Origin of the sequence: Acinetobacter baretiae, assembly GCF_015627105.1 — a bacterium.
Classification (GTDB): Bacteria; Pseudomonadota; Gammaproteobacteria; order Pseudomonadales; family Moraxellaceae; genus Acinetobacter; species Acinetobacter baretiae.
In genome coordinates this window covers 186,786-206,608 of the sequence record NZ_VTDM01000009.1, presented here as the reverse complement: position 1 = coordinate 206,608, position 19,823 = coordinate 186,786, and the positions used below count along the sequence as shown (strand labels likewise).

18 protein-coding genes are annotated in these 19,823 nt (G+C 37.5%); 8 read left to right on the top strand and 10 right to left on the bottom strand.

What is annotated here, in order from left to right; all coding sequences use genetic code 11:
• Window positions 1–135 precede the first annotated feature (135 nt).
• Both I2F17_RS04965 and I2F17_RS04960 read left to right on the top strand, forming a co-directional pair.
• Complete coding sequence (locus I2F17_RS04965) at window positions 136–849, top strand: glycerophosphodiester phosphodiesterase (protein WP_196422289.1); 714 nt, start codon at window positions 136–138, stop codon at window positions 847–849.
• Between the two features lie 20 nt (window positions 850–869).
• Window positions 870–2,312, top strand: coding sequence for a protein adenylyltransferase SelO (locus tag I2F17_RS04960; protein ID WP_211139238.1), 1,443 nt, complete (start codon window positions 870–872; stop codon window positions 2,310–2,312).
• Here I2F17_RS04960 and I2F17_RS04955 read toward each other — a convergent pair.
• Window positions 2,309–2,998, bottom strand: a complete 690-nt coding sequence (locus I2F17_RS04955; RefSeq protein ID WP_196422287.1) for a response regulator — start codon at window positions 2,996–2,998, stop codon at window positions 2,309–2,311. The two genes, I2F17_RS04960 and I2F17_RS04955, sit on opposite strands and share 4 nt — an antisense overlap.
• Before the next feature lie 14 nt (window positions 2,999–3,012).
• Window positions 3,013–4,728, bottom strand: coding sequence for a sensor histidine kinase efflux regulator BaeS (baeS, locus tag I2F17_RS04950; RefSeq protein ID WP_196422286.1), 1,716 nt, complete (start codon window positions 4,726–4,728; stop codon window positions 3,013–3,015).
• A 128-nt stretch (window positions 4,729–4,856) separates the two neighbouring features.
• Here baeS and I2F17_RS04945 point away from each other — a divergent pair, with 128 nt between their 5' ends.
• The gene (locus I2F17_RS04945) at window positions 4,857–5,120 is read left to right on the top strand and encodes a hypothetical protein (protein ID WP_211139237.1); all 264 of its coding nucleotides are present in this window, start codon (window positions 4,857–4,859) and stop codon (window positions 5,118–5,120) included.
• 110 nt (window positions 5,121–5,230) lie between these two features.
• Window positions 5,231–5,716 carry a phosphate-starvation-inducible protein PsiE gene (locus I2F17_RS04940; RefSeq protein WP_211139236.1) on the top strand — a complete coding sequence of 162 codons (486 nt, stop codon included), beginning with the start codon at window positions 5,231–5,233 and terminating at the stop codon, window positions 5,714–5,716.
• Between the two features lie 36 nt (window positions 5,717–5,752).
• Here the strand turns inward: I2F17_RS04940 and I2F17_RS04935 are convergent, their stop codons facing one another.
• Window positions 5,753–7,213, bottom strand: coding sequence for a phospholipase D-like domain-containing protein (locus tag I2F17_RS04935; RefSeq protein WP_211139235.1), 1,461 nt, complete (start codon window positions 7,211–7,213; stop codon window positions 5,753–5,755).
• 73 nt (window positions 7,214–7,286) lie between these two features.
• Entirely contained in the window at window positions 7,287–9,329 is a 2,043-nt protein-coding gene (gene znuD, locus I2F17_RS04930; RefSeq protein ID WP_211139234.1) for a zinc piracy TonB-dependent receptor ZnuD, read from the bottom strand.
• Between the two features lie 235 nt (window positions 9,330–9,564).
• Here znuD and aspS point away from each other — a divergent pair, with 235 nt between their 5' ends.
• The 4 genes from aspS to I2F17_RS04910 all read left to right on the top strand — a co-directional run bounded on the left by aspS (window position 9,565) and on the right by I2F17_RS04910 (window position 13,703).
• Complete coding sequence (gene aspS / locus I2F17_RS04925) at window positions 9,565–11,346, top strand: aspartate--tRNA ligase (RefSeq protein ID WP_211139233.1); 1,782 nt, start codon at window positions 9,565–9,567, stop codon at window positions 11,344–11,346.
• 161 nt (window positions 11,347–11,507) lie between these two features.
• Complete coding sequence (locus I2F17_RS04920) at window positions 11,508–11,729, top strand: hypothetical protein (RefSeq protein WP_196422280.1); 222 nt, start codon at window positions 11,508–11,510, stop codon at window positions 11,727–11,729.
• A 135-nt stretch (window positions 11,730–11,864) separates the two neighbouring features.
• Entirely contained in the window at window positions 11,865–12,731 is an 867-nt protein-coding gene (locus I2F17_RS04915; protein ID WP_196422279.1) for a lysophospholipid acyltransferase family protein, read from the top strand.
• A gap of 210 nt (window positions 12,732–12,941) precedes the next feature.
• Complete coding sequence (locus I2F17_RS04910; protein WP_196422278.1) at window positions 12,942–13,703, top strand: glycosyltransferase family 25 protein; 762 nt, start codon at window positions 12,942–12,944, stop codon at window positions 13,701–13,703.
• 10 nt (window positions 13,704–13,713) lie between these two features.
• Here the strand turns inward: I2F17_RS04910 and I2F17_RS04905 are convergent, their stop codons facing one another.
• The 6 genes from I2F17_RS04905 to I2F17_RS04880 form a co-directional block, all read right to left on the bottom strand.
• Window positions 13,714–14,487, bottom strand: a complete 774-nt coding sequence (locus I2F17_RS04905) for a glycosyltransferase family 25 protein (protein WP_196422277.1) — start codon at window positions 14,485–14,487, stop codon at window positions 13,714–13,716.
• Window positions 14,488–14,519: 32 nt separating this feature from the next.
• Window positions 14,520–15,338 (bottom strand): capsular polysaccharide synthesis protein, encoded by an 819-nt coding sequence (locus I2F17_RS04900; protein ID WP_211139232.1) that lies wholly within the window; start codon window positions 15,336–15,338, stop codon window positions 14,520–14,522.
• 215 nt (window positions 15,339–15,553) lie between these two features.
• Entirely contained in the window at window positions 15,554–16,360 is an 807-nt protein-coding gene (locus I2F17_RS04895) for a glycosyltransferase family 25 protein (protein WP_211139231.1), read from the bottom strand.
• Between the two features lie 6 nt (window positions 16,361–16,366).
• Window positions 16,367–17,989, bottom strand: a complete 1,623-nt coding sequence (locus tag I2F17_RS04890; RefSeq protein WP_235985917.1) for a glycosyltransferase family 2 protein — start codon at window positions 17,987–17,989, stop codon at window positions 16,367–16,369.
• Window positions 17,990–17,991: 2 nt separating this feature from the next.
• Entirely contained in the window at window positions 17,992–18,750 is a 759-nt protein-coding gene (locus tag I2F17_RS04885; RefSeq protein WP_196422274.1) for a glycosyltransferase, read from the bottom strand.
• Between the two features lie 118 nt (window positions 18,751–18,868).
• On the bottom strand, window positions 18,869–19,795 hold the full coding sequence (locus tag I2F17_RS04880; protein ID WP_211139230.1) for a branched-chain amino acid transaminase: 927 nt from the start codon (window positions 19,793–19,795) through the stop codon (window positions 18,869–18,871).
• Window positions 19,796–19,823 lie beyond the last annotated feature (28 nt).

Genomic DNA, 19,823 nt, shown 5'->3' with positions numbered 1-19,823 from the left:
TTGATTTGATCTAATGCTATGACACAATTTTGGTCACAGCAATTTTTAAATTTTATTGTTCACAAACTCAAATCAAATTGCAAACTTTTTGATAACTTTTATTTCGATTGCTGATTTAAACATACAGGTGAATCTATGCAAATTATTGGTCATCGTGGTGCTCGCAACGAAGCACCAGAAAATACACTAGGTGGATTCAACTATTTAAAACAGTTGGGAATTGATGCTGTCGAATTTGATCTTAGACAACTGCATGACCATACATTAGTCGTCATTCATGACGACAATTTAGCACGAACAACAGGAACATCACAGCCTCTCACTGACTGCCAAGCAAGACACTTACCACAACACAACCACTGTAAACTTTGGCCACACTGGCCACACCAAGAGCCGACACCAACGCTGACACAAGTTTTGGAGATTATAGATCATTTCACCCATATTGAATTAGAAATTAAAGCTGTACAAAGCATGTCTGATGCTGAAAAAATAATTGAAACGTTACATCAAAATCTCTCTAGTCATTTTCATAAAACCCTCGTGATCACAAGTTTTGATGTTAAAATCCTCACGGCTTTACAGAAATTCACCTCCCCTTTCAAACGAGGTTTGTTGGTTGAAGATACATCTCATCGTGCCATAGATCACGCTTTAAAACTTGAGTGTTGCCAAATCGGTTGGCTAAACACCCTTGCAACACAGGACCAAATTAAAGCAACTCACGATGCAGGTTTAAATGTCAGTGTATGGACAGTTAACCAACCTGAACGAGCACGACAATTAAAAGACTGGGGAGTAAATGGTTTAATTACTGATGTCCCTCAGCTCATGCAAATGCATATTTAACCCCCCATAAAGAGCCATATATGTTATTTCAAAATCGCTATAATCAACTTGATTCAAAATTGTATACATCACAATCTCCCAAACCATTACACGGCGCTAAAGCAGGACATTTTAATGTCGCATTGGCCGATGAGCTACAATGGAGTACTGATGAAAAAGCATTATGGGTAGAGATCTGTAGTGGACAACACCCCCTCAGTGATTGCTCAGCTTTAGCGATGGTGTATGCAGGGCATCAGTTTGGACATTGGGCGGGTCAATTGGGGGATGGCCGTGGATTACTCCTTGCTCAAGTACTCAATAAAAAAAATCAGGTGATTGATTTACATCTTAAAGGCGCAGGTTTAACCCCTTACTCAAGAGGCGGAGATGGTCGAGCGGTATTACGCTCCGTCATTCGAGAGTATTTGGCAGGCCATGCATTAAACAGTTTGGGTGTTCCTTCAAGTAATGCCGTTGGATTTACCAGTTCACAACAAGGCGTACAGCGTGAAACGCTAGAACCTGGCGCAATGTTATTACGTACGTCCGACTGCCACATTCGCTTTGGGCATTTTGAATGGATTAATCAATATGCACCCGAATTACTCGGTGATTTTGCCATGCAATGTATTGCATGGCACTACCCCGAGTGTTTAGAAGACCCACAACCTATTTTAAGTTTTGCGCGTGCAGTGGTGAAACGTACTGCTAAAATGATTGCAGATTGGCAAGCGGTTGGTTTTGCCCATGGTGTGATGAATACAGACAACCTCAACATTACAGGCTCAACACTCGATTTTGGTCCTTTTGGGTTTTTAGAACGTTTTAAACCCGACTGGATCAACAACCACTCAGACCATCAAGGAAGATACTGTTATCAAAACCAACCGCGTATGGCACATTGGAATCTGTCGATTTTACTCAACAACCTCATGCCTTTAGCCCCACATACAGAAAAAGAATCATTCAAACAACACATGATTGCTTGTTTAGCTGATTTTGAAGTCACTTTCTTACAGCACTATCAAGAAAAGATGTGCTTTAAAATGGGTTTGCCACAATTTCATAAAGAGAGTTTTGAGTGCACTTTACATTTTTTACAAATACTACAGCGTGAAAAACTCGATTACACTCAAAGTTTTATTCGTTTACAAGAAGGTCATTTTAACGCGTTAAAAGATGATTGTATTGATCGTGATGGTTTTGATGCATTTATGCAACGTTATCAATCTATACGTATACATCAAGACCAAGCACAATTAAACGACAGCATGCAACAACACAACCCTCGCTATATTCTGCGTAATCACATGGCACAACAGGCCATTGAACGTGCAGAACACGATGATTTTTCTGAGGTCACCCGTTTATTTGCACTTTTAGCCACACCATTTACCCATCAACCCGCGCAAGAAAGGGCATCTGACTTACAACCTCCGCATATAGATGCCACTGAAATTGCAATTAGCTGTTCATCTTAATATTGATCAGGATATTCAAAACGATATCCCACACCATATACAGCCTGAATCCAATCAGACTGTATATCTTGAACTGTGGCATCAATAATTTTACGTCTTAAGTTTTTAATGTGGCTATCAATCACTCGATCTGCCACATCAAAATTTTCTGGATTTAAATAATCTAACAGTTGTGCTCGAGAATACACCTGACCCACATGCTCTAAAAAGAGCTCAAATAAACGAAATTCTGTCGGTGTTAAATTCAGTGCTTTTTGTTTATACCAAATCCGTTGTTGCGCTTTTTCGATCACAAACAAATCATCTTGCACCTGCTCTTCTTTACGTTCTAAACGTCTTAGTACAGCTTGCACACGTGCTACAAGCTCTTTGGGACTAAAAGGTTTACATACATAATCATCTGCTCCCATATTTAAACCGAGCACTCTATCGATTTCCTCTGTACGAGCAGTTACCATAATAATCGGCAAATCAGATTGTTGACGCACTTTTCGACAAATGGTTAAACCATCCATACGCGGCACCATTAAATCTAAAATCATTAAACTTGGTTTTCGCTGTAGAAATTGCTGATATGCGTCTTGACCGTCATGAAAAACAGAGACCTCAAAATTTGCTGCTTCTAAATAATCTTTAACTAAACCTGCTAATTCAACTTCATCTTCAACTAAAAAAATATGTTTCACAAACGATCCTCAATCTATTTCTTTAAAAAACAAATAACACAGCGTAAACCACCTAAAGGCGAATGATGGAAGGTTAACTCCCCTCCGAGTATTGCAATAATTTTATAAGACAGTGCCAAACCTAAACCTGTACCACCTGTTGTACGGGCTCTTGAATCATCTGCACGATAAAAACGCTCTCCTAAATGCGTTAACTGTACATCTGTTAAACCAAGCGGACTATCATCAACGATCAATTGCCAATGTTGATCGTTTTGTGTGCTATGAATATGAACTTGTCCACCTTTTTCAGTATAACGAATACTGTTACTGAATATATTAACCACCACTTGTCTGAAACGATCTTGATCTAATAACAAATCAGTACCTTCACCCTCGTAAGTGACATTTAATTCACAACGTTCAAACTGTGTTCTAAAGTTTTCAATTTCATCACACACCACCTGCCAAGGGTCAATCAGTGTAAAATAACAAGTGAGTTGTTGTGATTCTGCTTGTGCCAAATCTGCTAAATCTTGAGTCAGTTTTTTAAGACTTGCAACTTGTTTCATCATGGCCAAAAAATGTTCAGCATTTGGTTTCCGAATCCCATCTTGCATTGCTTCGATTTGCGCTTGTAATACCGCCAATGGGGTTTTTAATTCATGAGAAGTATCTGCCACCCATTGCCGTCTAGATTGCTCATGTTGATTTAAGATATTGGCTAAACCATTCATTTGGGTAGATAAGTCACCTAGTTCATCATTACGGCGTATTTTTACCTGATGTTGAAAGTGCCCTTTGGTGAGCTCTTTAGCTGCATACAGTAAACGCTGAATCGGTTGTTTAAAATAATTAGCCAACGATAATGCAATAAGTAAACTGGTAAAAAATGTCACAATATAAATTAAAAATAAGACTTTTTTTTGTGAACTAAAAAAGTTCACGCTCAACACATCATTTTGTGCCAATGATGGTTGCAAACCTAAATAACCAATCACTTCATTTTCTAATAAAATAGGCCGATACGTTGGATTAATTTGCTCAGGTTCACCAACCACAAAATGTTTATTGACATCGTATAATGCCAGTCGATTACTTAATCCCAAATGATCTGGCATCGGAAAAAACTTTTTAGAAATTTCAGGGTCTTTTTCCTTCATTGGTGGAAAATCCCGTTCTATCATATCTTCTGTATTTTCTTCAGATTGATTTTGATTTAAACGAGACGACTGAGGGTGATTTCTTTTTGAAAAGCCTTTTAAACTTTCAAAAAGTGGAAATCTAATTCCTTCAAAGGGTTGATATTCAGAAGGTAAATTTTCTTCCATTTGTTGAATTTGTTGTTCAGTAAAATGTCTTTTCGGCATAGGCCGCTCTTTACTGTCTAACCCATTAGGCACATTTAAAATGGCATTATCTTTAAAATAACGTTGTTGATAAGCAATATCATACTGACGACGCAACCACATTTTAGACAGTTGGTCAAAATCATGGGCTTGTGGCTTGCCTTCAACTTGTAGAATTTGTGCCTGTATTGCATCTCCCCAATCATTATAAATACTGTAAATGCCTGCAAGATTTTCAATCAGATGATCTAGTTTTTGTATTTCAACATCTGCAACATATTTCGTGAAATTTTGCTTCATCGTCCATTGAAACACACCCAAGCTGACGGTTGTCATCACGAGTGTCGTCATGAGTACAGTTAAAAACAACCGCAAAGCGATGGGGAAACGACGAACTTTCAAATGAACAATCTCGGTGCTGTCTTAAAAAGCTTATTTTACCCAACATAGCCACAAAAAACTCTACATTGTTTCTTCATCTTGGTTGTTTAAATTTATACCACTATATTTTTAACCATCGGAAAACAAATATGCAACGTAAACATCACGCACTTTTTACCTGCACTGCTTTGCTTAGCTTCTCTTTACTCAGTGCTTGTGCAATGACACCACCACCTCAAGCACCTCATTTTAAAAAATTTGACCGTAAAAACATGCAACGCCCACATGACCAAGTATTTAAACATGTCTGTGATGGAAAAGAGGTCGGAGCCACCGTACAGGTTAATGTCAATGACCGAGTGTTTAACGGACAATGTCAATTACGTTTTCAGCCAATGCCACCACAATCTTAAATCTATTCATCGTTACACTGAGTTTCTACGCGTTTTTTATGGATTAGACATAACAAAATCTATACTTTGACCCTATACTGAAAACAATGTCAGAGTATAGGTTTTATGATATGAGTTCAAAAAAAACAGGTCACGGTTTTGAAACCACATTAGACCGTATTGGTAATTATGCCGTCGAGGGGTTTCATTATTTAGCACTATTTATTATTGGCTGTATGATTGCATGGTCAGCAGTTCATACAACGATTGATATTTTTACACAAAAATCATATGCCACCATTGATGATATTTTATTACTCTTTATTTATTTAGAACTTGGTGCAATGGTTGGAATTTACTTTAAAACCAACCATATGCCCGTGCGTTTTTTAATTTATATTGCAATCACCGCATTAACACGATTACTCATTTCAGTGATTCAACACGACCATAAAGCAGACGTTGGTTTATTGGTGATTTCAGGGGCCATATTAATTTTAGCAGTCGCAATTTTTATTGTACGTTATGCATCTTGGCACTACCCATCTATTATCAAACAAAAAAATGCCTTAAGATCAGAACAGCGACTCAACCCAGAAGACGATGAGTTGGCTTAAAACAATTACACTCAGCCGCATGGCTGAGTGTATTCATTAAAAACTAGAAAATCCTGTCCACTCCATAAAGCGATACAGCCAATATTTCACACGAGAATAACTTGCAAACTCCTCATACGCTACGCTTTTATGTACATTTCCTTCATTTAACCAACTTTGATTAAAATGCTGTTGCGCTTGCATAAATACAGGATCATTGGCTAAACCCACGACTCGTATATCTGTTTCTAAGTTATAATTGCGCAAATTACGACTGGTCATATTGGCCGAACCTAAAATAAGTTCTGCACGTTGTTGTGCTGCATCACGCTTAACAAGCATTCGAGCATGACAGCGTTCACACCAACGTACATTCACCCCTGCATGAAATAATTCTTGTGCAACTGCTCGATTTGGCATGCCATTATTATAACGTGTGAGCTTATCTTGATTTGGATTGAGTAAAACCCGAACGTTCACACCTCGGTTGTGCGCTGCTTTTAACGCATGAATCACTTGGCGATCTGACAAACAAAATGCCACAACATCGACATGATCTGCTTTTTTAGCCTGATTAAGTAACTCAACCATTGCTCGACCAATCGCTTGCTCTGTTAACACTTGTGCTTGTAATGTATTTGCTGTAATTGGTTCATCTTTTATCAGAACATACGGCAACGCTGTATCTGACATTTTCGCCACAGGTTGTTCGCTATTTAATACATCCACTGCAGCAGCGCCATGTACAATAACTGCAGTATTACTTTGAAAATCGCCACTTGCATTGATATTTTTTGATCCAACCAATGCTTGCCAACCTTCGCTTGTATCTACAATTAAATTACGACGATGATTAGTTTTAAAATTGAGAAAATTTAAATAACTTCTGAGCGTGAGTCGATCTGAAGATAAAGGGGAAGGCAACCATCCACCCCCAACATCATTGCCCAAACCTTGACAACATAAATACCATAACCCAGACCACATCGGGTTTGAAGCACGCAATGATATTAAGTTGGTTTCAACAAGCTCTACACCCACACGGCGTAACTGTACATATTCCTCAGGCAAAATTGACCCATATAATGAGTTCATTTGATCAGTCATGACAATAATATTCATGTTTGGATCTAAACGTTTTTTCTCAACAAGTGCTTGTACCAACTCTTGAGCAAACAAGCGTTTGGTCGGTGGATTTGTTTGTCCAAAACGATCATTCAACAAAAACATGTCTAAAACAATCGTTGTTTTTGCACGATGCACCATATCTAACATGGCATTAAAGATATGTTGTTCGGTGTATACTTGCCCTTGTGCATTAACCAATGTTTGATCAGCAATAAATTCAACTTTGGCTGCTCGCAAAGGCCCTGTATAATCTAGGCCCTCAGGTAAAGGTTTTACAGTATGGTAAATGGCAGATGCCACATAAACCAAAAATAAAACGCTCAGTATAGAAATGAAATAACGTTGCTTAGACCACTGAAATTTATTTTGAAATCGTTGAAAAATACGCATACAAAAAAGCCTGACCAATTGTGGTCAGGCTAAGTTTAATTACACAAACTTTCAAGTAAATTTTACAGCTTTTTTAAAATTTAAAGTCTACACCAACTGTAAAATTACGTCCCACTTGTGGTACTTGAGACAAAAATGATTCATGTTGATAAATTTTACTGTCTAATAAATTATTTACCTTGGTATAAACACGATAATCTAATTTACTGGTCAAGTGACCATCATATGCCATTGCAAGATTTAACATATTGTAGCTTTGACCACGTGTTTCGTAATTTGCAATATCATCTTGATTAAACACATGATAATACTCAATATTAGCATTATAATGATCGTCAAACTGTGCAGATATTTTTGCCCCTAATCGGCCACTTGGCACACGAGGTGCATTGCCTTGATCTGTTAATTTACCTCGTACATAGTCCCCAAATACGCCTATATTATATACAGAAGATAATTGATAACTCATATCTGCATCTACACCATAAAAACGGGCTTTTGCTTGGCTATATTGAATCAAGCGAAAATCTTGGAATTGATCTAAAGTATTTGCATAAATGAAGTGATTAAACCAATTGTGGAACACACTCACATTATATTTCAACTGATCATTATCAAAATGAAAGCCTAGCTCTACATTATTCGACTTTTCCGTTGATAGCTGATCATTACCCAACTCATAGGTGTTGGTTGCCATATGTTTCCCATTTGAATAAAGCTCTTGTGCCATAGGCAAACGCTCTTGATGAGATGCAGTGAAAGACAACTTATAGTTTGGAACAAATTCCCAATCGGCAGATCCTGCCACGGAATATGCAGTCCCTGAAAAGTTTTTCGCTTCTGGATTGGTTTGACCTTGTTGAATATCAATTTTTTGATGATCTATACGAGAAGATATTTGTAAGTGAACTTGATCGATTTGTTTTTCTTGCAGTCCAAATATACTGTAACGCTGTGTATTGGTTGGATCCATTAATGATTCATCCCCTCCAATATTAAGCTTTTGTTTTGTATATTGTACACCAAATTGTCCTGTCCAACCTGCCCATGGCGTATTCGTCAATACTAAACGGCTGTCTGTTCCATGACTATTAAAGGTTGTATCTGGTACATCTCCATCCATTTCTTGATGTTCATATTTTGTATAATTGGCCTGCAATGCTAATTTAGAAAACCCTGCAAATGGATCATTTAATTCTGATTTAAAATCATAACGTTTTTGCTTCAAATTAATCCATGATATTGCATCATCTGCATCTATAGCAGCATGACCACAACTATTTGCTCGAAAACCTGTATGAGTATCATTTAACTCACATGCACCATATAATGCATTATCACCTGGAATGCCATAACGATCATGGCGTTCACTATAAGCAACCCCCATAAATCCTCGATCTGTAATCAAAGACAAACCCACATTTGCATCTTGTGAGCGCGCAAATGTTTCCGACTGTCTGCGCCCATCCTGTTGTAAATCTTTCGGTAAAATATAATCATTGGCTTGACGGTTTAAGCCCCCTGCACTCAGAGCAATGTGTTCACCTAAACCAACTACAGCTTGTCCTGAATACAACATGTCATCACTGCCTGTGTTATAGCGTGCACCCATACGGCCACTATAGCCATGATCAGGCATGCGACTAGGCACCTTATCATCGACAACATTGACTAAACCACCCACTGAACCTGCGCCATACAATAAACTTTCTGGCCCCTTTAATACCTGTATTTCTTGTGCAGAATTAGGGTCAACCGTCACAGCATGGTCAGGTGAAACCGATGAAACATCTAAAGCATCGCCCCCATTTTGAGTGATTTTTACACGTGCACCATCTAAACCACGAATCACAGGACGGCTCACTCCTCCTGTGTATTGCGCTGCATATATTCCTGCTCGTCCATCTAAAGCATTACCAATGGTCGTTGCGCCCTCGATTAAGTCTTTTTGTTTTACTGTAAAATCACCTGCGGCATGATCTGGCTGTACGGCTAGATTTTTTTCCCCTTTCAATTCAATGGCAGGTAAATTGTCTACTGCTGGGGTTTGTGCAAGTACATTTTGTACAGCGCATGCAAGTAAAGACAAAGCAAACCATTTTTTTTGAAACTGCATGACAATCATCTCGTTTTATTTTTAGTTATGTTATAACATTTTGTATTTTTTACAAGTGATATCATCAACATGAATGAAAGTTTCATCTCATGGTCATTTCATCACTGTTTATCATGTTTTTTGAACAAGTCCTTGAGGCTATACCACGAAACATGCATAATTGAATGCCCTAAAAAGTATAGCCTAGCGTACTTTAAACGAATTTTTAAATAATAGACGTTGGACATAACACGCCATGATGCGAACACATTACTGTGGCTCACTAACAGAAGCCCAAATTGATCAAACAGTTACACTTTGCGGTTGGGTACACCGTCGCCGTGATCATGGCGGTGTCATCTTTCTTGATATGCGTGACCGTGATGGTCTTGTACAGGTCGTGATTGACCCAGATACACCAGATGCCTTTGCCACTGCAGACAAAGCCCGTTCAGAGTTTGTATTAAAAATTACAGGTCGTGTACGCAAACGCTATGAAGGCACAGAAAATGCCAATATGGTCAGTGGACAAATTGAAGTGCTTGGTAAAGACATTGAAGTACTTGCAAGCTCTGAAACACCACCATTTCCACTTAATGATGAAAACACCACAGTTTCAGAAGACATTCGCTTAAAATATCGTTTCTTAGATATTCGCCGTCCTGAAATGTTGGATCGTTTACGCTTTCGCTCTAAAGTCACCAATCTGATTCGTAACTACTTAGACGATCATGGCTTCTTAGATGTAGAAACACCTATTTTAACTCGCGCAACTCCTGAAGGCGCACGCGATTATTTGGTACCAAGTCGTGTATCGAATGGTAGTTTTTATGCATTGCCTCAATCACCACAGTTATTTAAACAATTACTCATGGTGGGTGGTATTGATCGATACTATCAAATTGCAAAATGTTTCCGTGATGAAGACTTACGTGCTGATCGCCAACCTGAATTCACTCAAATCGATGTTGAAACTTCATTTTTAAATGATGACGAAATCATGGATTTAATGGAAGGTATGACCACTAAACTGTTTAAAGACTTATTAAACGTTGAGTTTGGTGGTAAATTTCAAAAAATGCCGTACAGCGAAGCCATGCGTGACTATGCATCAGACAAACCTGACTTGCGCATCCCATTAAAATTAGTTGATGTTGCAGACCTCATGCAATCGGTCGAATTTAAAGTCTTTGCAGGGCCTGCAAAAGACCCTAAAGGCCGTGTTGCAGCACTTCGTGTACCCAATGCAAGCACTCTTTCTCGTAGCCAAATTGATGAATACACCAAATTTGTTGGCATTTACGGGGCCAAAGGCCTTGCATACATTAAAGTCAATGAGCTTGAAAAAGGCATTGAAGGTTTACAATCACCGATTGTTAAATTTATTGAACCAATTGTACTCCAATTACTTGAACGTGTTGGCGCACAAAATGGTGACATCGTATTCTTTGGTGCAGATAAAGCCAAAGTTGTAAATGATGCACTTGGTGCTTTACGTGTAAAAATTGGCCATGACTTAAAGTTAAGTACCTGTGAATGGGCACCGTTATGGGTGGTTGACTTCCCAATGTTTGAAGAAACAGATGATGGCAAATGGACATCTGTACATCACCCATTCACGCTACCAAAAAGCAGTGTAGAAGATGTGAAAAATAATCCGGGTGAAGCACTTTCTGTAGCATACGACATGGTATTAAATGGCACAGAAATTGGTGGTGGTTCATTGCGTATTCACACATTAGAGATGCAAAAAGCCATCTTTGAAGCACTGGGTATTTCGGATGAAGAAGCAGAAGATAAATTTAGCTTCTTGCTCGATGCTTTAAAATATGGTGCACCTCCACATGGTGGTCTTGCATTCGGTTTAGACCGTCTTGTCATGCTCATGACAGGTGCACAATCTATTCGTGATGTGATTGCGTTCCCTAAAACAAAAACAGCTGAATGCCCGTTAACAGAAGCACCTGCGCCTGTTGAAGCCAACCAGCTTCGAGATTTAGGCATTCGCTTACGCGAGCAGAAAAAACAAGACAGTTAAACTCTTGTACATCTCTTTAAAACCTCTAAATGTGTCTTCATTTAGAGGTTTTTTATTGTCTTTTATTTTTCACTGAAATTAAAAACATGCAGTATTCAATATTTGTGCTTCATCAAATGTAGTGGCATAATATTTTGCACATTTCCAACAGGGGTTACATTATGGCTATGCGTCCTGAAGTACGCCGTCGTGCATTGGTCATTATTGTGTTCTCTCTTGTGCAGTGGTTCATCATGAACTACATTTTGCATAACGGGCTATTCAATATCACGACATACCAGCGTATTTTATATTTCTGTGTCAGCAGTCTTTCTGCCGCTTTACTGATTTTTTTGTCTTTAATTTATATGGTACTCAAAGGCAATTCAGACGTAAATCGCTAAATTAACACTGTATCCAATCGTAAAATAGCTCATACTCTATGAGCTATTTTTGTATGGCCATAAACACGCCATAGCCTATTTTTTCATTTATAATCCCGTTCTATCATAGATCATAAACTTACATCATATAAACCTATGCAACCACTTCATATTTTTCGTTATATTCCACTCACGGCTATACAGTCTGTGGCTAGAGCATGTGCATGGTGGCTAAATCGTCAGCCCAACAAAGGCATGCTCCGAAAAGTACTCATTAATTTAAAACTGGCTTACCCTCAGATGAATGATGATGAACGTTTAGCTTTGGCCAAACAAAGTGTGGTTAAACAGTGCTTATCTTATGCCGAGTTTATGAAATGCTGGGCAATGCCTCCTGCATGGAGCATTCAACAAATTCATACTGTACATGGTGCAGATCTCTTAAAACGTGCTTTTGCTGATACACACGGTACACTCATCATCACCCCACATTTAGGTACGTGGGAAATGATGAATGCATGGGTGTGTCAGCATACCGAGCTCACCATCATGTATAAACCGATTAAAGAAAAACTCATTAACTCTTTTGTTTTACAATCTAGACAAGCACTACGTTCAAAACTTGTGCCTACAGACATAAATGGTGTGAAACTCTTATTTAAAAATTTAAAATCAGGTGGCTCAAGTGTGATCTTACCCGATCACGTGCCACACCCATCTGGAGGTGTTGTTGTTCCTTTTTTTGGAATACATACACTAACTAGTACCCTCGCAAGTAAAATGGCACAAAAAACCAAATGTCATTTGGTGGGATTAAGCTGTTTTCGTCGAGAAGATGGTCAAGGCTTCGATATCTATTGTGACATGTTAGATCATCCTGACCTCTACCATGCAGATATTCAGATTGCTACGACTGCACTCAATCATGAAATAGAAAAAATGATTAATCGTTCTCCAAGCGATTATGTATGGGGCTATAAACGTTTCCGTCATGTACCAAACCAACCCGATATTTATCAATAAAACTCCACTTCATCGTACAATCTGATTTTAAAAATGCAGTGACTTGAATAAAAAAAGCACCTATGAGATGAATATCTACTGCCCAACAATAAAGCCTGCCCTAAATCAACTGATTTCCCCATCACGGACTCAAAATATGATGTTCAGTGGTGCCAAAATCATGTACCCTTTGCTTAAATATATTATGTGATTTATATAACTGCTTCCGCCATGAAAAAGTACTTAATTACAATTGAAGAAGAAAATAGTCTTCGATTACAAAATTTTTTTTCGCAATCTTCTTTTCACAAGATTCGAGATGAGTTTTCTTTTTTTGGAATCATTGGAAACCATTTAACAGTTAAAGAGTATTTTTTTCGTGCTGTAACTAACCGCCTCTGTCCATTAACACCTGGGGAATTGGGCTGTGCACTTTCTCATTTATCTGCCATAAAAGATTTTTTAGCATCAGATGACGAATATGCTGTGATCTTTGAAGATGACGTCACAGAAGTATTACCTGTAGATCTAAATCAATTAGAACATTACATTCATGAACTCAATTTAGAGCAAGGGTTTTTACTCAGTTTGGGTGGAATACAAATGGAAATGTGCTATAGAGTCAGAGGAAAACTTCTTGCACAGCAACTCTATGGAAAAAATATCTTAAAAATAGACAAAGATTTTTTACAACATTTATTTTATGCATACGCTTATGTCATTGATCGAAAAATGGCGCGATTGTTAATCGAATATCATGGTGAACAGCCTAAAACTTATGATCATTGGCACCCTATTTTAGAAAAGGATCCAAGCGTTCATTTTTATGGTACGTTCATCTTTGACCACCCTAAAATGGGTGATGATATTGTGACTAAAAGCTATCTTGAACAAGAACGTTTGCAAGTATATAAAGCAAAACGACCTCGTCAAAAATTCCTACACTACATGCGCAGAAAAATTAAACGCCATATGCTTGATAAATTTAGTTAATACATTTTAACTATTTAAACTCAACCTTTCGAGCAAACAATAAATTGTAAAGCTGTAGCGGTAACCGAGCAGCTTCTTTTTTTAGCTTCGCAAAACCTTTCACTTTATGGCTTTTCATACGACAATGACGTTCATCTAAAAGTGCACTTTTTAGTGTGTAACCGCTGTTTTTAATTTTATTTAATTCTAACTCTTGAATACATAAAGCAGGCACAACTTGACCAACGACGCGTTGTTTTTCTTTTAAATATAATTCAAAGACCATGTGGTCTAGTGGTAATAATATTTTTGCATTTTTAATAAATGCTATGAGCGATTTAGCCCCATCTTTAGATAGAATATAACCTGCAGCACCCAAATTTGCACCTTTTAGATAACATATATCTCTTTGGTATACAGAAGCTATTTTTGCTCCCAAAACAACTTTTGGAGCAAACGCTTCAAGTTTAACAACATCTAGTGTAGTAGGTATCCAATCATCAGACATTAAAAATTGTACAGCAGACTCTCCCAAAAAAATATCATCTTCAAAAATGGCAATATAAGGTAAATTTTCATCAAGTGCTTTTTGCCATAACAAAAAATGACTCATAAAACATGCCAATTCTCCTGAGGTTAAATAACGTTCATCCATCGTTAACCCAAAATCATGTGCATATTGAATTGCCTGATCAGGTGTAATTGCATCAAAAAAATCAAAGGATATTTTTTGCTGAGAAAATTCCGATGTGATATGAGCACGGCGAGTATTTTCTGTTTTCAAACTAATTACATATTTTTTCATGCATGTCATCGCTACATATTCCTTATGTCTTTTCAATCATTCACGACGTTCTTTACATCAAATGGAGAGTGTTCTAAATATTGTTTTTTTGCATAGTATTTTTGAAGAAAATGTCTTTCTTTACCAATGAATTTAATAAGATGTGGTGGCTGATTTTTGCCAGTAAACACGCCCAAACTCAGATCAATTAATAGTTTAGCTCGCAACCAATCATTTCTTACTTGTAAATTAAATACATTTTGATCACAATCAATCAAAACCATACTTGGCTCAACGGTGCGCATCACCTTTTGACACACAACAAACACAATAAAGTAATCTAACTTTTTTATACCGATATTTTGGGTAATTTCTTTAATATCTTGTTCTTTTTTTAACTGCTCTAAATATGGATGAATACCACTCGACACCACTCTTGATAACTCATCAAACCAAGCTTTAAAAAAAGGTTGCTTTGCTTTAGAGGCAAGTAACCATGTTTCTACAATAGGGTAATTTTTATTTAATGTATTTTGTATTCTATAATATGCAAAACTGTCGACCTGATGGTCTTTTAGCACACGTTGAATCCATGCAAAATTCTCATGAACCAAAATACTTGCATCTAACCAAACTCCACCATATTCATATAGTAAATATAGTCGTAATAAATCAGATTTGAGCTGAGGTGTTAAATGTTGATACTTAGACCAATCAAGATCACAATACGCTTTTAAATTTGCTTCATTTAAAAGAATCATCTCATAATCTTTATTTGCATGTTGCATTGAGTACAAACATGCTTTTAAAAACTCCGACTTTTCACCCTCCCAATACACCCAAATCTTTTTCGGCATCTCACCTGTAATCATGCTTTGATGACCCTTCACCAAGAGCCCAGCATAATTGTCCACGCCGAGTAAGGCATGTCTTTTTTTTAACCACAAATTCTTATAAAAGATTGAAAGGTAAAATATTTTTTTAAGGAGCTTCATATACAACTCTTCATAACTCACGCCTTACGTGTGTATTGATACAACAGATAAAAGAAGTGACATTTCAATGCTAAAAAACGATAAAATCGTATTTAGGATGGCATTTTAAACTTACTTTTATCGAAGTGAATATATCGCCTCTGAGAAAAAGGCATAACTGAAAGGTGCCTACCACCCAATATTAGTTGTTGAATGGCTCGATTCAATTTAAATTTTAGAAGCACAGACATCGACGATGGATATACAGCACTATTTTGAATATGACCAATCACTGAACCATGTGCAATGGGCACACTGATACCATACATGTCAGCCTTATCACTTTGTAAGGCAGCAGCAGGTTCTATTTGATAGGTATTTAAGATATAACAACTCGATATAAATTCATCGGCAAGCTTAGGATAACTTTGATCCAATCGTGTTAATAACTTACGTGCACCTGATGGAAATAAAACATATGCAGCTGCACCACTACGATCTTGATACATGCTAAAAAGTTGATAGTCTTTCGCCACACTAAATGTTGGTTGCTTTGCAATAATTTTTTTACGGCCATGTACTTCTAAGTTCACTAAATCCACATCATTGAGCACAGAAATATCATCTAGAATATTGCTTAAGTCTCGCACTAACACCGCATCGTCTTCTAAAATCAAGCACGGCTCATTGGCTGCAATAACAGCATGCCATGCCTTTTTATGACTCAAAAAACATGCTAGTTCAGATTGTTTCATGGGACGTTGACCATTAAAAGCCAATTTTTCATAGTCTTGTATAGATGTTTCTGCAATTGAAACAGCAGGCAATCTTTCAAACGTGAGCCCTAAGATTTGAAACTGCTGTTGTTGTTGCTGTAAACGATCCGTAGATTGCTCTAGGTTAATCATTAAAATCTTCAATCTCACCTACTCCACATCTTGATCCTGTTGTGCATGCCACAACATGAGATATTTATCTAACGTATAACCCATGGTTGCAATGGCAAAAATCAAGCCATAGCCTTGGGTACGATATGCGGAGCGAAATATATATTCTCGGCAAAATGAAACAAATGCTCGAAGAAAAGCACTGATTAACCCGACTGATTTCTTTTTGGCCACATTTTGTTGTGCCCATTGATGACTATAATGAATATTTTTAAATAAAAAATGAAATAGGCTATCATTGGTATGATGATACAAAACGCCGTTTAATATTGTTCGTGGGGCATGATTTCTTTCTAAAGACTCATGTACCTCTGCAGGGCTAAAATGAAATACATGTCGAGCATATAAACGGTCATAAGCATCAAAATAACCTTGACGCACCACACGACCACAAAAATAATCTCTTCGATTTAAAGCATAAACGACATCTGTTTTTACAGGTTGCTGTAGTATCGTTAAAATGGATTGTCTTAAGTCTGAATCTAAACGCTCATCTGCATCTAGCACCAAAATATAATCAGAACGTGCATATGACTGAGCAAGTTCACGCTGTTGACCAAAACCTTGCCAATCTGTATTTACATACCACTTTGCACCATAACTTTTTGCCAAATGCTCGGTATTGTCGGTGCTACCTGAGTCAAGTAAAATGATTTCATCGACCAAATCTTTAACTGTATCTAAACATGCACAAAGGTGTCGGGCTTCATTTTTCACAATCATCACTAAAGACACGGTTGATTGCTTGTTGTCCGTATTTAAAACACCTTGTTTTGTGGTTTCTGTAATGGCTTTTTGAAAGGTTTGTTCAGCTTTATTTTCAGTAAGATCATATAAAATGGCATACTTGTTAAACGTATACTGAGAAAATAATGCTGCGTAAAACAGCCCATATTTCCCCATGAGAAAACGCCCATCAATAAAATATTGTTTGAAAAACGCCCAAAAAGAGCGAATAAAAATAGAGGAAACTGAGACTTTTTTCCCTTTTGGGTAACGATCTTCTGCCCATGCCTTTGCATAAGATAATCTTTTATCTAGCCAAAACAAAGGTGTATCTGCTGTATGGTGCAACAAAAACCCCTTGAGTGTTTGACATTTTGCATGATTTAGCACTACAGACTCATGTACGAGGTTATCGTTATATTGAAAATGTTGCGGATACAAACGCCAATGCGCTTTTAATGGCCAATAAGGGTTATCAATTTTATGTCCAAAAATACAATCAATACGCTGAATACCATACACAGTATTTTCAGGTGGATTTTGAATAGCCTCTAAAATATGGTCTCGCAAATTAGGCGTAATTTCTTCATCGGCATCTAAAGCCAAGATCCAATCACCTGTGGCATATTGTTGTGCTTTTTGCCGTTGTTTACCAAATCCAGGCCAATGATAATGACAATACCATTGACCACCTGCCTGTTTAACCAATAACTCACTGTCATCTGTACTACCAGAATCAAGGACAATCAATTCGTCAATCCAACCGTAAAGCGCAGGCAAACTTTTTGCTAAGTTTTTGGCTTCATTTTTAACAATCATTACCACGCTTAAACGGTATGGTCTTGGTTTTTGGTTCAGTGCAGTTGTTGAATTCATAATTATTGCCATGCCTGTTTAATCCAATCTGATGGCAAAACATAACGATACCATTTTCCACCACCGCCATTAATGGCATCTGGCGGATTAATTTCTCCATGAAAAATGATAATTTTAACGTCTGTTGGTTTCACAGGCGGTTTAAAATATGCCAAAGGAATTTTTTGTAAGCAATGGTATTTATAACTTTTACACCAACTGTCTGGCCAATAGGTTAACGTACTGTATTGGTCAACAAACCATGACAAATATGCTTGCTCATTACGGAATTTTTCTTTGATTTCATCAAAGTTTTTTCTAAAATAAGGCAAAATTTCTGGAAATGCACCTATTTTAAATCGATAAACAGAGCTATTACCCGTCACACGCCAAGGGCGTTTCCAATCATGAATAATTAAAAAATCACCGTCTTGTTGAAAAAAACAGTCTATGTTATCAACAATAACCACATCTAAATCTAAAAATAATGCATTGCCTTTTAAGCCATATAAATCGGGTTCAAATGTAGATAATTTATTCCAACCACGTTCTGGGCTACCTGCAGGTAAATCTAAAGGAGGAATAGGATAACATTCAACATCAGGTGAAATACCTTCAGAAATGTCGGTCAGACAGACCATTTTAAAAGGTAACGTTAAATGACGTTTTACCATGTTGTATAAACGATTCACATATTCAGCGCCATATTTTGTGCCCCACTTCATACACAAAATAATATTTTCTTGCGCATTTTGCGCCTCTGACTTTTGAGAATCTAACATGTTACGCTACCTACTATTCATAGCCAGTGACCTGACAATGAAATAATTTTAACATAAAGCCCATACGGCAGATATAAAAAAAGGCGAACTTCACAGTTCGCCTTTTGAAAGGATTGATCTAGTTAATATACGTCAACCAATGTTCATACTTTGGATTTTTTCCTTGAATCGCATCAAAAAAGGTTTTTTGAATTTCAGTGGTAATTGGCCCTCGAGAACCTTCACCAATCTGACGATCATCATATTCACGAATTGGCGTCACTTCAGCGGCTGTACCTGTGAAAAATGCTTCATCTGCAATATAAAACTCATCACGCGTAATTCGACGCTCAACCACTTCATAGCCTAGATCTTTGGCAATTGTGATGACCGTTTGACGTGTAATTCCATCAAGCGCACCCCCTGCTAAATCTGGCGTATGCAGTACACCGTCTTGAATCAAGAATACATTCTCACCAGCACCCTGACATACAAACCCTTGTGGGTCCATCATCATGGCTTCATCATAACCTGCTTGCGCAACTTCTTGATGTGCCAAAATAGATACTGTGTAATTACCACATGCTTTTGCCTTACACATCGTTACATTTGGATGATGATGGGTAAATGATGAGGTTTTTACACGAATACCTTTGGCCATCGCCTCTTCACCCAAATAAGCACCCCAACCCCATGCTGCAACTGCTGCATGAATTGAATTACTTGTTGAAGAAATTCCTAATTTCTCAGACCCAATCCAAATAAATGGACGCAAATAACATGAATTGAGTTTATTTTCACGAACCACATCAATTTGTGCTTGCTCAAGTGTCGCTTGATCAAATGGGACTTTCATTTGGTAAATTTTTGCTGAATTTAACAAACGCTTCGTATGATCTTTCAAACGAAAAATTGCAGGGCCTTTCGGTGTTTCATACGCACGAACGCCTTCAAAAACGCCCATGCTGTAATGTAATGTATGTGTAAGGACGTGTATTTTTGCATCACGCCAATCAACTAATTTTCCGTCTTGCCAAATAAAACCATCACGATCAGCCAAATTCATGGCACATACTCCAAATTTTTACATTATT

What these genes read in the sequence shown, in the direction of transcription:
- I2F17_RS04880 (WP_211139230.1), bottom strand. Translation starts at nt 19,795, where the DNA reads ATGAATTTGGCTGATCGTGATGGTTTTATTTGGCAAGACGGAAAATTA.
- I2F17_RS04900 (WP_211139232.1), bottom strand. Translation starts at nt 15,338, where the DNA reads ATGATTACAGGTGAGATGCCGAAAAAGATTTGGGTGTATTGGGAGGGT.
- znuD (WP_211139234.1), bottom strand. Translation starts at nt 9,329, where the DNA reads ATGCAGTTTCAAAAAAAATGGTTTGCTTTGTCTTTACTTGCATGCGCT.
- I2F17_RS04940 (WP_211139236.1), top strand. Translation starts at nt 5,231, where the DNA reads ATGAGTTCAAAAAAAACAGGTCACGGTTTTGAAACCACATTAGACCGT.
- I2F17_RS04965 (WP_196422289.1), top strand. Translation starts at nt 136, where the DNA reads ATGCAAATTATTGGTCATCGTGGTGCTCGCAACGAAGCACCAGAAAAT.
- I2F17_RS04920 (WP_196422280.1), top strand. Translation starts at nt 11,508, where the DNA reads ATGGCTATGCGTCCTGAAGTACGCCGTCGTGCATTGGTCATTATTGTG.
- I2F17_RS04905 (WP_196422277.1), bottom strand. Translation starts at nt 14,487, where the DNA reads ATGAAAAAATATGTAATTAGTTTGAAAACAGAAAATACTCGCCGTGCT.
- I2F17_RS04960 (WP_211139238.1), top strand. Translation starts at nt 870, where the DNA reads ATGTTATTTCAAAATCGCTATAATCAACTTGATTCAAAATTGTATACA.
- I2F17_RS04945 (WP_211139237.1), top strand. Translation starts at nt 4,857, where the DNA reads ATGCAACGTAAACATCACGCACTTTTTACCTGCACTGCTTTGCTTAGC.
- aspS (WP_211139233.1), top strand. Translation starts at nt 9,565, where the DNA reads ATGATGCGAACACATTACTGTGGCTCACTAACAGAAGCCCAAATTGAT.
- I2F17_RS04910 (WP_196422278.1), top strand. Translation starts at nt 12,942, where the DNA reads ATGAAAAAGTACTTAATTACAATTGAAGAAGAAAATAGTCTTCGATTA.
- I2F17_RS04885 (WP_196422274.1), bottom strand. Translation starts at nt 18,750, where the DNA reads ATGTTAGATTCTCAAAAGTCAGAGGCGCAAAATGCGCAAGAAAATATT.
- I2F17_RS04890 (WP_235985917.1), bottom strand. Translation starts at nt 17,989, where the DNA reads ATGAATTCAACAACTGCACTGAACCAAAAACCAAGACCATACCGTTTA.
- I2F17_RS04915 (WP_196422279.1), top strand. Translation starts at nt 11,865, where the DNA reads ATGCAACCACTTCATATTTTTCGTTATATTCCACTCACGGCTATACAG.
- I2F17_RS04935 (WP_211139235.1), bottom strand. Translation starts at nt 7,213, where the DNA reads ATGCGTATTTTTCAACGATTTCAAAATAAATTTCAGTGGTCTAAGCAA.